10 protein-coding genes are annotated in these 12538 nt (G+C 46.8%); 4 read left to right on the top strand and 6 right to left on the bottom strand.

Annotated features, from left to right (window positions below; translation table 11 throughout):
- Window positions 1-20: 20 nt before the first annotated feature.
- From MJ769_RS07720 to MJ769_RS07710, 3 genes are read right to left on the bottom strand one after another with little or no spacing between them, the layout of a single operon-like run.
- On the bottom strand, window positions 21-1460 hold the full coding sequence (locus MJ769_RS07720; RefSeq protein ID WP_239235931.1) for an MBOAT family O-acyltransferase: 1440 nt from the start codon (window positions 1458-1460) through the stop codon (window positions 21-23).
- Window positions 1457-2479, bottom strand: a complete 1023-nt coding sequence (locus MJ769_RS07715) for a hypothetical protein (RefSeq protein WP_239235929.1) — start codon at window positions 2477-2479, stop codon at window positions 1457-1459. Before MJ769_RS07715 ends, MJ769_RS07720 begins: the two co-directional genes overlap by 4 nt.
- Window positions 2476-3399 carry a sulfotransferase family protein gene (locus MJ769_RS07710; protein ID WP_239235924.1) on the bottom strand — a complete coding sequence of 308 codons (924 nt, stop codon included), beginning with the start codon at window positions 3397-3399 and terminating at the stop codon, window positions 2476-2478. The genes MJ769_RS07715 and MJ769_RS07710 overlap by 4 nt, the downstream gene beginning before the upstream one ends.
- Before the next feature lie 297 nt (window positions 3400-3696).
- On the opposite strand from MJ769_RS07710, the gene MJ769_RS07705 reads away from it, so the two are divergent.
- From MJ769_RS07705 to MJ769_RS07690, 4 genes are all read left to right on the top strand, one after another.
- A complete protein-coding gene (locus MJ769_RS07705; protein ID WP_239235923.1) occupies window positions 3697-5541 on the top strand; it encodes an asparagine synthetase B family protein in 1845 nt (614 codons plus the stop codon).
- Window positions 5542-5881: 340 nt separating this feature from the next.
- A complete protein-coding gene (locus tag MJ769_RS07700) occupies window positions 5882-7438 on the top strand; it encodes an MBOAT family O-acyltransferase (RefSeq protein WP_239235921.1) in 1557 nt (518 codons plus the stop codon).
- A 2-nt stretch (window positions 7439-7440) separates the two neighbouring features.
- Window positions 7441-8640 carry a hypothetical protein gene (locus tag MJ769_RS07695; RefSeq protein ID WP_239235919.1) on the top strand — a complete coding sequence of 400 codons (1200 nt, stop codon included), beginning with the start codon at window positions 7441-7443 and terminating at the stop codon, window positions 8638-8640.
- Between the two features lie 460 nt (window positions 8641-9100).
- A complete protein-coding gene (locus MJ769_RS07690; RefSeq protein WP_239235918.1) occupies window positions 9101-9739 on the top strand; it encodes a Clp protease N-terminal domain-containing protein in 639 nt (212 codons plus the stop codon).
- A 527-nt stretch (window positions 9740-10266) separates the two neighbouring features.
- Here the strand turns inward: MJ769_RS07690 and MJ769_RS07685 are convergent.
- The 3 genes from MJ769_RS07685 to sugE all read right to left on the bottom strand — a co-directional run bounded on the left by MJ769_RS07685 (window position 10267) and on the right by sugE (window position 12513).
- Window positions 10267-10620 carry a TusE/DsrC/DsvC family sulfur relay protein gene (locus MJ769_RS07685; protein WP_239235916.1) on the bottom strand — a complete coding sequence of 118 codons (354 nt, stop codon included), beginning with the start codon at window positions 10618-10620 and terminating at the stop codon, window positions 10267-10269.
- A gap of 337 nt (window positions 10621-10957) precedes the next feature.
- Entirely contained in the window at window positions 10958-12025 is a 1068-nt protein-coding gene (locus MJ769_RS07680; RefSeq protein WP_239235914.1) for a PQQ-dependent sugar dehydrogenase, read from the bottom strand.
- Window positions 12026-12192: 167 nt separating this feature from the next.
- Entirely contained in the window at window positions 12193-12513 is a 321-nt protein-coding gene (gene sugE, locus MJ769_RS07675) for a quaternary ammonium compound efflux SMR transporter SugE (RefSeq protein ID WP_239235912.1), read from the bottom strand.
- Window positions 12514-12538 lie beyond the last annotated feature (25 nt).

The raw sequence follows: 12538 nt of genomic DNA, 5'->3' as shown, positions 1-12538 counted from the left end.
GCCAAATCTGCATCGTAATGTTAAAAATCAAAATATATGAATTTCTGGGTATCGCCACCGAACAATACCAGTGTCAATACCAGCGTCGCATATGCAAAACCGCGCACCGGAGCAGCTACCCGCCACCAGTTGAGGGGATTCTGCCGCTGAAACCATGCCACAATGTGTGGTTCCATCAACGCTAATAACAGCGCCGAAGCGATCATAGCTTGTTCCGAGAGGCGAATAACTTGAATTGCCCCGCTGTGCTGAGCCAGGCCAAGCATAGTTGCACTAATATGCCAAGCATCAGGAAAAGAATTAGCGCGAAAAAACACCCAAGTAAAGCACACTAAAATAAAAGTAAATGGCCAGCCCAGCCAGGACAAAGTTCGATCAATAACAGAACCCGCCGTAACGCCTGCCCAAGTGAAAGCATGCAGCAACAAACGATGTATTATCAGATAACTGCCATGCAAGAAACCCCAGAATACAAAATTCCAGCCTGCGCCGTGCCACAACCCCCCCAGCACCATGGTAATCATAAGATTGCCCATATTGCGTGGAAAGGAGCAATGCGAACCACCCAGCGAAATATAAAGATAATCTCTGAGCCAACGTGACAAAGTAATGTGCCAGCGCTGCCAGAATTCCTTCACACTGCGACTAACATAGGGGTAGAGAAAGTTGCGCGGAAGAGTAACACCAAACATGCGGGCGAGACCAACGGCCATCTCACTGTACCCGGAAAAATCGAAATAAATCTGCAAGGCGAAGGCCGTCGTGGCAAGCCAAGCGGTGTAAAAAGTGAGCTGCTCAGGGTGAGCATACAGCGGCTCTACTATACCTGCCAGATTGTCGGCAAACAGCGTTTTTTTGATAAGTCCGCCAATAAAAATCAGCGCGCCCAGTCGCACCTCATTCAGCTTAAGCGGTTCGAGTTTTTCCAGCTGCTCCACCAGCTCGCTGGCACGCAAGATGGGGCCGGCAATCATGTGCGGAAAAAAGGTGACGTACATACTCCAGGCGCGGAAGCTGATGGGCCGCACCCAGTCTCCCCGGTACACATCTATCATCACCGAGAGCATATGAAAGGTATAGAAACTCACCCCCAGTGGAAGTGCCCAATGCGCCCAACTGGGGGTTTCGACGGGCACAGAAAATTGGAAATAGCCACCCAAGGTAATGAGAGACTGGAAAAACAACCCTAAATATTTGAAAAATATCAATACACCTAAATTGACCACCAAAGCCAGACTGAGCCAAGCACGGGAACGCGTTTGCTGGAGGATGCGGTAGAAGCCATAGTTGAGGGTAAGCGAAGCTGTCAGCAACAATAGGTAGGCAGGATTCCACGACCCATAAAACACCAAGCTCGCTACCAGAATGATGGCAGCACGCTGGCGATAGTTGTTGGTGGCGGCATACAGGAATAACACCGCTACCAGGAACACTATGAAGCTCATGCTGCTGAAGATCATGCGCCCCCCTCTTTGGCATACAAGGTTGGCCAGATTGCCCTCAATTGCCGTGCTAGCAAGCGGCTGTGATATTGAGCGCCCTGATCATTCAAGTGACCGGAATTTACAAACATTTCCGGGTTGCGCTGTGCAGCCATCTCTAGTGTCAACTGCGGCACACCCTCGGCAGCCAGGCGTTCAGCTACAGCGAGATAGGGACGTGCTGCCGGCAGCTGCGGCGTGAGGTACAAAAGTTCACGATTCAGCAACGGTGGATATATCACTGCCACCTCTACTCCATACCGTTGCAGCAGAGCCACGGTCGCAAACAGTGCTTTGATCTGAATATCGTCGGGGGGCTCATCAAAGCTTTCCTGCTGCCGGCGCACCTGCCCCGCATCCTGCAAGCCACCAAAACCAGCTCGATAGCCAAAATGCTTTGCCGCACCGCCACCAATAGGCTCCATACTGGCAAAGCTTGCCTGAAAAAATCCCAGTGCCTTGGCCGGTTCCCGCAATTGCTTCAAATTAGAAGAATACCCCCACAGGCGAAAACTGTGCGCCAGCATCCCGCGCCAGTCGCGATTCTGCCATAGCCATGCGGGGTCACTATAAAACACACCATACCCTAGACTGTCCTCGGCTTGTAACAAATGCTCATCCAGGCCAATTAGCACAGCACGTATACCTTTTGCGCCTAAATTGCCATCATTCGCCAAACGTTTCACCACGCCGTAAAGAATGCCCGCGTTAGCGCCCGGCATACCCATATTGAAGCCAGAGGCCTCCGCAACACCGCCTTCCAGCAAGACTTGCGGGATAAAACCGTTATCTATACGGCTATTTCCTAACACCAGCAAGGCCGGGGTATGCGAGCCCACATACTGCAGCTTATCCATGGCCCGACCTGTGGCGAACACTGAGCGGTAGCGATATAGAAAATCATCTGTGTGTAGCCAGGTTTCCACCAATGCCAACAATAGCAAGCCGATTACACTGCCCCAGCCGAACAAATGAAATACCCGGGTGAAACGACTCAAAGTTTATACCCCATGGCACCAGCGGTAACTTCAATTTTGGCTAACACTCGCTCAATTTTTTCGCGATTGCGGCCATCCTTCCACTTATCCAGGCGGATTTCGGAGAAAGCATTGTAGGGAGTGTCTAGAACGTTCTCGCAATGCATCTGCAGTTGCGAATCAAAAGGTAAGCCACTCGCCTCGAATAGTTTGCGAAAACTCTGCGCCGGGTGACGCACTATATCTTCGTAGAATACTTCACTCCACTGTGCAGCTGGAATAACGCACTGATCATCGAGGATAGCCTGGTTTATGGCGTTGTATTGGAATGCACAGACCTCCTCAATAGATGCATTTATGTAATCACGCCAGCCATTAGCAAGAAAGAAACACCATTGCGTATAACGACCGTTTTCCACAGTGATTCTTTCCGGCAATAAATTTGACCAGGTGGCGAATTCTTCAGGCTTACCCCAACCTTCAATCAGAGAGTTGATGTTGTCACCGGGATTGCGTTTTACATAAACGAAATGAGCATCAGGAAATAAGGAATATAGATAGGATACGCATAAGCCATTCTGGTTATTCTTATCAACAAACCTCGTGTTACCAGTATGGGTATAAAAATAGCGAGCCACCACATCTCTGTCGTTCTGAGTGGCGTCTTGAGCATTCAATGCATGGGTATCCCAGTGCTTATTGGCCAGAGGGTGCATTTCCGTCCAGAAATCATGCGTTTCACGCTGAAGCGTGCCTAAACTCCTTGATTCAGAAAATGTTTTGTATACCAAAGTAGTGCCCGCTCTGCTACAGCCGATGACGAAAATAGGGCGTTCTACAGGTAAGCTGCGCATACCCCACCATGCGCCGCGTATAGAACGTAGAGTCTGCCTCCCATGATAGCGAAGCGTTTTATCGACTTTTATCCAGAACTCACTCAATTGAAATCCCTGAAAAATGTTTATGACTTATCATTAAATCTAGAACCTTAAACTGGAACAGGAAACTCAAGGTGCATGCCCTTATCATCAAGTCGCCCTATAGGTGATGGGAAAGCTAGGCGTATTCAAATAATCTCCCGTAGCTTTTTAATATCATTAATCGACGTTTCCCATAACCGAATATTATAAAGTAACATGTTGGCATGAGTATAAATAACAAAATAATTGCATGGGAGAACTACATGGTTATTGCATTGACATGTGAGATTCTATAGTGAGCATTAACAAGGAGATTGCATGAAGGGAATGTGTGGTTGGATCGGTGGCGAGAGGGATCCCCTTCTTGCTAAACAAATAACCGATGCCATGGTACATGCTATGACTGACGAAAAAGGCGACACCATGCTGCCGCGTTATAGTCGTTGTGAAGGAATAGCAGCTTGGTCAAAAATTGATCAGGCTAGCTGCCATGAAGTAGGCTCACTTAAAGTAGCTGTTGTCGGTAATGTATATTGGGAAAACGCTGAGTTAAATGAGCTGGCCCAAAAGGAAAGTCCAGCCGCTGCAGTGGCTAAAGCTTATTCTCGATCAGGGAGGGCCTTTCTTGAGGATATGCATGGAACTTTTTGCGTTGCTGTTTTTAATTCGCAGGACGGCACGGTCATTGCCGCCATTGATCGACTGGGTATTTATTCCATTTGCTATGCCGCACCATGCGGCCATTTTATTTTCGCGACCAGCACAGATGGGGTCGTCGCCCATCCCGATATGGAGCGAGTGATTGATCCTCAATCGATATTTAATTATTTATTTTTTCATGCAGTCCCTGCTCCAGGAAGTATATATAAAAATGTACGCAAGCTACTGCCCGGCCAGTATGCGCTATACCAAAATGGAAAAGTTGAAACGAATTTTTATTGGCACCTGAAGTATGCTGATTCGGGTCAAAGTCACTTTATACAACGCCAGGAAACTCTCAAAAAACTGCTCCAAACTGCTCTGAGAAGGTCGGTAACTGATGAACAAGTTGGTGCTTTTCTAAGTGGTGGCACAGACAGCTCTACTATCGCAGGAGTACTCGCCCAATCATCTACTAAAACGGCACATACTTTTTCAATTGGATTTGCAGCCGAAGGCTACGATGAGATGGAGTTTGCACGGATTACAAGCAAGCATTTTGGTACCCATGCTCACGAATACTATGTTACGGCACAAGATGTTGTGGAGACAATCCCGCTGATTGCCCGAGCTTATGACGAGCCTTTTGGAAATGCATCGGCAGTCCCTACATATTGCTGTGCCAAATTGGCCAAAGAGCAAGGCATTCGGCTGATGCTGGCGGGGGACGGCGGGGACGAGATTTTTGGTGGGAACGCGCGCTATGCCAAACAAAAAATATTTGAAGCTTATTCTCTTATTCCTGCAATGCTACGGCATAGCATACTAGAGCCTGCAATGTTTGGCGTGCCGTGCATAGAGCGCATCCCATTATTGAGAAAATTAAAAAGCTACATCGCACAAGCCCGAGTTCCATTGCCAGGTCGCTTGGAAACTTATAATTTTTTACATCGCACTTCGCCGAACGAGATATTCACTGCTGATTTCTTGGCTCAAGTGAATAACCAAGAACCGGATGAACTGCTGCAAACAGAATATGGGCGTACTGATTCCACTTCCTCCACCAATCGCCTGCTTAATCTAGATTTAAAATTCACATTGGCAGACAATGACTTGCGCAAGGTGAACCGAATGTGTGAATTGGCGGGGGTAGCAGTTCACTACCCTCTGCTAGATGAAGATATTGTCGAGTTCGCAGCGCAACTGCCTCCTTCACTTAAAGTAAAGGGGTTGAAGCTCAGATATTTTTTCAAGGAAGCGCTCAAAGATTTTTTGCCCCAAGAGACACTCACAAAGAGCAAGCAGGGATTTGGTTTACCTTTTGGCGTCTGGATGCAAACTTATCTCCCACTACAAGAATTAACCTACGACAGCTTGAAATCCTTGCGCGGGCGCGGTTATATCAGACCAGAGTACATTGATACATTGATAGAACAGCACCGCTCGGGACATGCAGCTTATTACGGCGTGATGATTTGGGTGCTGATGATGCTGGAGCAATGGCTGCAGCACCATGAAAAATAGAGGATATATGCAAAGTTTGCAACCGGGCCACCTAAATTGGTATGAGATTTCCCTACCTTCACAACTGAGGCAGCCAGCTCTTAATAGACAGCTCTATTGCATTACGAGCGACGAACAGAATCGATTATGGTGATTTACTTTAAATGGTTGATCGAAACACGATACTCGATATTCAAAAGATTCGATTCTCGGAAGGCGCGACTTTGGTTTGCATTCGTTAGCGCACTTCGTATCCATTAAGTTGGCTTTTATGGTCAGCATATTTGCTCGCGCAAACTATGTATTTTGCGCTATATGCAACAACACCATGAAACATACGTAGCAATCTCCGTTACTAACAATGCTCTTCAATTCCTATCCATTCCTGCTGTTGTTCCTACCTGTGACGGCGATTGTTTTTTTTCGTTTAGGCTCCTTTAGTCGACAGCTTGCTGCTGCTTGGCTGGGTGCCTCTTCCCTGATTTTTTATGGCTATTGGAACCCTGCTTATGTAGGTTTGCTACTGGTTTCAATTTTTTTCAACTATGGGATGGGTTACGCTCTCGCCCAGGGACACAATACGAACCGGAATCAACGTAAAAATTATATTCTAACGATCGGCATAATTGCTGACTTGCTGCTATTGGGCTACTACAAGTACGCTAATTTCTTTCTCGATACCGCCAACCATCTTCTAAATACGGGCTGGACTTTACAGGACATACTCTTGCCGTTGGGTATTTCGTTTTACACTTTTACACAGATAGCTTTCTTGGTGGATGCTTGGTCGGGTAAGGCACGGGAATACAACTTCATCCACTACCTGTTGTTCGTCACTTATTTCCCGCATTTGATCGCCGGCCCAGTGCTGCATCATAAAGAAATGATGCCTCAATTCGCTCGCCCCGAGACATACCGTTTTTCCTGGGACAATATGACCATCGGCCTGACTATCTTCACGATAGGCTTATTTAAGAAGTCTGTATTGGCCGATGGCGTATCACCCTATGCCAATGTCGCTTTTCTTGCTGCCGATACAGGAGAAAAGCTGGATTTTCTAGCCGCATGGGGTGGTGCATTGGCTTATACCGTACAGTTGTATTTCGATTTTTCCGGCTATTCAGACATGGCTATTGGACTTTCAAGGATGTTTGGCATCGTACTACCACTGAATTTCAATTCACCCTACAAAGCGGCCAATATCATCGACTTTTGGCGACGTTGGCATATGACACTATCGCGTTTTTTGCGGGATTATCTATATATTCCCTTAGGAGGCAATCGCAAGGGGCCCATGCGGCGACAAATTAATCTGATGGTTACCATGCTCCTGGGAGGGTTATGGCATGGAGCGTCCTGGAATTTTGTGTTGTGGGGTGGGCTGCACGGTTTGTATCTGGCAATCAACCATGGCTGGCGTTCCCTGTGCTCAAGATATTTTTCCAGTCTCGGAGATACTGGGATATGGGGCAAACTGATGGCATGGGCATTCACTTTCATTGCCGTTGTAGTGGCATGGGTGTTCTTTCGTGCAACCACGCTTGAAGGTGCGCTGAGCTTACTCTCCGGCATGATAGGGTTGCATGGCATCAGCTTGCCTGTCGTATTTCAGTCAAGTTTGGGGAGTGCAGCTGATATGCTGAAAAATATGGGCATGCAGTTCTCTCTCGGGGGCGGTAGCCGTTTCATACTGACTTGGGGGTGGGTTATCTGCCTATTAGCTATCGCGCTATTTCTGCCGAACACCCAAGAGCTGATGCGCTGCCATCGCCCGGGACTCGACTTCGATCCAGCAGCAGTTACAACACGCCTGAAATGGCGACCAACCAATATTTGGGGACTGGCGATGGCAATACTTGCAATAGCTGGCGTACTTTCGTTATCTCAGGCTACGCAATTTCTTTATTACCAGTTCTGATCATGGCAACATACTTGCGAATCTGGTTTTTTTCTTTACTAATCTTGCTGATAGGGGGTATGACATTAAATTACTGGGTCGATCCCTACGGACTTTATCGACCATATAGCGACGGTGACTGGAAGCCTCATGCTGCTACACAAGGCGAATTGGTGAAGCCTTATCAAGTATTGAAGCATTTACCACGCACACTTATTTTGGGTAACTCTCGATCAGAAGTGGGCTTCGACCCCGAAGATGCGGCTTGGCCTGAATCAGCTCAACCAATATACAATTTGGCACTGCCGGGCACGGGTACCCGTGTTGCCCGTCGCCTCTTCGAACACGTCTTGGCAGCCCATTCTCCCCAAACAATCGTATTGGGAGTGGACTTCATGGATTTTCTGGTCTCGCCCGATGTAAGCAAGTGGGAGCCAGAAATTATTCATCGGCTTTTGGTTACGCCAGATAGGCAAATCAATAATGATCGCTGGTTTCAGATGATGCTCGATGGCACAGTCACTTTGGCTTCCCTGGATGCTGTGATGCATAGCATAGACACCGTGCGATTACACGGCAAGCCAGAGGTGGCACATGTAACTGCAGCTGGCTTTAATCCCATGCGCGATTACTCGCGAATTGCGCACAATGAAGGATACTTCAACTTGTTCCGGCAGCGGGATATCGAGAATATGCGTGTCTATCAGAAGCGTCCAAAAAACTTGTTTTCCCGAGGCACTCATACCTCACCCGCCTTCGAGGACGTGACAGCCATACTGGATCTTGCACGTGCCCATGGGATCCAGGTTAAAGTGGTTATCTATCCCTATCATGCTCATTTACTAGAGATTTTACGCATTTCTAATTGCTGGGGTTTGTTCGAAGACTGGAAACGGGAACTGGCACACATTGTCGCAACTCATAACCCTGATCAGGCAACCCTTTGGGACTTCGGCGGTTATCACCATTTCGCACGCGAGACTGTCCCACCTGCTGGCGATAAGCAGACAGTCGTGCATAATTATTGGGAAGCTGGGCATTTCAAGAAAGAATTGGGCCATCAAATATTGGCACGCTTGTCAGGAGAGGGGGAGCCGACTTTTGGCATAGCGCTGACACCAGCAAATGTCAATGTTCATTTGTTAGCCATACGCCAAAATGGCATGAAATATAGGTTAGAGCAATCCGCAGAGATTATCCAGCTTGAGAAGCTAGCTCAATAAGCGACGACACTACGATTGATAATGTAGTAGGAAGAGTGGTATTGCCCTGCTACTCATGCATTTTAATTACTTGGAAGAAAACTCTCTGGGGGGCATATTTCGACTGATACTGAATCAGCCCCATGAGCTACACAAACTAGCAAATCAAATTAATTTGTCTAAACACGAGCTCGCAAGCCCTCTTCTTCGTGGAAAGACTTCAATCCAGGGTAACTCCAAAAATTATATTTTCTTTGATAGCCGACTCGCACTCAGGGAATCCGGCTTGTCCAACAAACGCTTAAGATCGTGGCTACACTTCGCGCGCACGATCTATTCCTAATTCGTTCGACATTTTATTTGCCCGTCACATATTTTTCATAATATACTTAAAAAATAGGCATTAATCGAAATCATAGTAATAAAGGTTAGGCATAAGCCAAGAATGACAATCGCTATAAATCAACTGGAGGAAACATAAATGTGGAAACTCTATCGGGCAGATTTGCTCGGAAAAGAACTTGAAACCAACCTACAGAAAATAATTATCGATGCACGCACAAAGCGGCATAAAGCTCTCTCAGTGGAGCATTTGCTGCTTTCCATGTTGGATAATACTTCGGCGATAGAGGTATTGCAGTCCTGCGGTGTGAACATTGCAGAGTTGCGCGTCTTACTGATTGATTTTATAGATAAAAATACACTTGCCGTACCCGATAGTGACGAAATTAATTCGCAACCTACACTTGCATTTCACCGCGTAGTTCAAAACGCAATCCTACATGTAAAATCAACTAACAAGAAAGAAGTACTCGGCAGAAATATTCTGGCTTTCATGCTTAATGAATATGATTCTTATGCTGTATCCCTCCTTAACCAGCGCACCTTATACAAGCTCGACGACATAGATAAGAACGATAATAGCGCAGTTTCTAACGTTTACAGCAATGCTGGCATCGTTGATCCTCACGACGTGCATCGTATTGCCAAAAATGAATCGCTACTAGCCGCTGGATTGTTGCCGAAGGTGAGTGTAGATGAAACTGGCGCAAATTTGGGCTACTACAGTGCAGATTTAGGAGCCGACACGCTGGCTGCATTGGCCCATGCAGCACGCTAGTGATTGAATATCATAACTAAATCTAAAGAAAGTATTTGCGTCGGAATCAATCTGACGCAAATACTCCAACTTCCAAGAGCTATGCTCAACCGCAATGATTTTCTGCGGCCACACTTACCCGTCGCTTTAAGATAACATTAAAACACTTCGTTTCAGCCGACTCAACGATACACACAACCTCAACTCGAGCTGGATATCAAAACAGCACACTTGTCATCACTCCCATTACGAAAAATCACTCATGGACGCCTCTAAAAGTTCATTTGTCTATCTTCGATCATTGGAAGCCGCAAGAAATAGATGATCAATGACACTACCAGACTGGACTGGATAAGATTTATGTAGGGGCTACGCTTGGCCCGTAAGCTCACTAGTCAAGCGTAGCAGCCATATAACGAAAAAACAACTGGCCAGCTGAATCAAGGGTTCAGCCATCCTCTAAACTATATTAGTTTTGAATTGACTACTAAAACTCTGAGGGTCTATAACACGCATAGTCGGCCATTGTTTTATGAGCAACATACAGCTTAAATAACCGTATGTTCATTTGGATCTACATAAAGCTTGGGCAAGCCCGCAATCTTACATCCTTGCTCCGCCGGACCTGACGGAAACAAATCATACAAATACGGACTCTTGCCTTTTTCTTCGCTGACTTCCTCGCTGACTGCTTGAGTTAATTCTCGAATATTTGGGGTGCTTTTGTGATGTTTGTAGTACGCGCGCAAGAATAGGATAATTTCCCAGTGATTATCTGTCATTTCCAATTCTTCGGTCTGTGCAATGAATTTAGCGATGTCCAGGTTCCATTCGTCAAAACTGACGAGATAACCTTCCTTGTCGGTTTCATAGGTTTTTCCATTAACATCGATGGTGGGCATAATATTTTTCCTGTTTGGCAGTTTCAAAGTAAAACAATTAATAAAACAAGCATTGGCCATTTTGCTGAATAGCAACAAGGCCGTCGAAGCCGCTGAAGTCTATGTAAAGTGGCACCATCAGTCAAGACAATAAAAACACATATCTATTTCAAAATGTGTACAGTTTCTTATATAGATGGATACAAGAACAAACCACAACAGTCAATTCTTAGTTTCGGATTTAGCGAGTTCCATATTGTGAACGGGAGCTCGTTGCAAACCCCTACTGTCGATCAAAATCCGAGTGATTTCCTCGAACGTCTATCCGAGCACCTGCAGCGCGCAACAGTGTAAATATTCAAAGCGCATACTTTACGCGGTAAATTGCCCCTGCAAAGTCGTCACTAATGAGCATCGAACCGTCAGGCATGACCAGTACATCGGCAGGACGACCCCAAACCAATTCTTTGCCAGTGGCATCCTTTTGCAACCAACCGCTAATGAAAGGTTCATGGCGAACGACTCGACCCTGGTTATCAAACGCCACCCTGACAATCTGGTAGCCAACTTTTTTGCTTCTATTCCATGAACCGTGCTCAGCGATAAACACGTTGTTATGATATACATCCGGGAATTGCGTACCTCTGTAAAACCGCATACCTAGAGACGCGACATGTGCCCCAAGTTTAACTACCGGCGTCACAAACTCTTCACATTTTCGCTTGGTCCCAAATTCCGGGTCTGGCGTATCACCTTGATGGCAGTAAGGATAGCCGAAATGTTGACCGGGCTTCAAGACATGATTGAGTTCGTCGCTCGGTATATCATCACCCAGCATGTCCCGCCCATTATCGGTGAACCACAACGAACTATCGACCGGACTCCAGTCAAAACCGACTGAGTTCCGCACGCCACGCGCCACAACTTCTATTGCGCTACCATCAGGTTTCATCCGCTGGATATTGGCAAAGCGTTCATCTGGATTGCAGATGTTGCACGGCGCGCCGACTGGCACATACAGCCAGCCATCTGGACCGAAGGCAATGAATTTCCAGCCGTGATGGGCTTCGTCAGGAAAGCGATCAGTGACAACAATGGGTTTGGGCGGACTGGTTAATCGATCATCAATTCCAACCAGGCGAAGAATTCTGGATATGGCGGATACATATAACTGACCATTGCGATAAGCCACGCCTACGGGCTTGGCCAGACCTGAAGCAATAACGTGTACCGCAGCAGCTCGATCCTGCTTCAGCTCAACTGCGTAGACGTTTCCGGCAGCCATACTACCTACGTAAAGTACACCCTGCCCGTCCGCGTATCGCCCCAAGGCCATCTGACGCGCATTCGGCACGGCGTCAGTCAGCAATTCAATTTGAAAACCAGGCGGGAGGTGAAGCTTATCGAGTTGCAGACTATCGGCCAAGGTTAAATTTGATGGAAATCCGAGTAAAACAAGGCAAAGGGACAGTAATCTGCGTGTAACTTTACTCTTTAAAGTGGCATTCAGTGAGCCGCACATAAGGATGTTCAAAATTTCCCCTCATCATTCAAACACTGCTTTTCGCTAACTGGATCGATGCATTTAATTGGTTAGCCCGGCGTGGCCAACTTAAGGCCAACAATGCCTGCGATAATAAATGCAACACTAATCAATCTGACAGCACTTGCAGGCTCATCAAACAGAACAATCCCGAAGATGACCGTACCAACCGCACCAACTCCGACCCAAACTGCATAAGCTGTCCCGACTGGGAGTGTCTTTAAAGCAAGACCAAGCAAACCAAGGCTTACAATCATGGCAGCGATTGTTCCAAGACTGGGCCACAAACGTGTGAAACCCTCCGTATATTTGAGCCCGATCGCCCAACCCACCTCTAATAATCCGGCAAGAATAAGAATAACCCAAGTCATCAGCCGCTCCTTCAGTATCTAGTGC

The sequence above is a fragment of the Candidatus Nitrotoga sp. BS genome (assembly GCF_927797785.1).
GTDB lineage: Bacteria > Pseudomonadota > Gammaproteobacteria > Burkholderiales > Gallionellaceae > Nitrotoga.
The sequence above is the reverse complement of the archived record's forward strand: the minus strand, read 5'-3'. Positions and strand labels throughout refer to the sequence as shown.

Excerpts from the sequence above, each read along its gene's own strand:
- MJ769_RS07720 (WP_239235931.1), bottom strand. The coding sequence starts at position 1,460 with ATGATCTTCAGCAGCATGAGCTTCATAGTGTTCCTGGTAGCGGTGTTA.
- MJ769_RS07705 (WP_239235923.1), top strand. The coding sequence starts at position 3,697 with ATGAAGGGAATGTGTGGTTGGATCGGTGGCGAGAGGGATCCCCTTCTT.
- MJ769_RS07700 (WP_239235921.1), top strand. The coding sequence starts at position 5,882 with ATGCTCTTCAATTCCTATCCATTCCTGCTGTTGTTCCTACCTGTGACG.
- MJ769_RS07695 (WP_239235919.1), top strand. The coding sequence starts at position 7,441 with ATGGCAACATACTTGCGAATCTGGTTTTTTTCTTTACTAATCTTGCTG.
- MJ769_RS07690 (WP_239235918.1), top strand. The coding sequence starts at position 9,101 with ATGTGGAAACTCTATCGGGCAGATTTGCTCGGAAAAGAACTTGAAACC.
- MJ769_RS07685 (WP_239235916.1), bottom strand. The coding sequence starts at position 10,620 with ATGCCCACCATCGATGTTAATGGAAAAACCTATGAAACCGACAAGGAA.
- sugE (WP_239235912.1), bottom strand. The coding sequence starts at position 12,513 with ATGACTTGGGTTATTCTTATTCTTGCCGGATTATTAGAGGTGGGTTGG.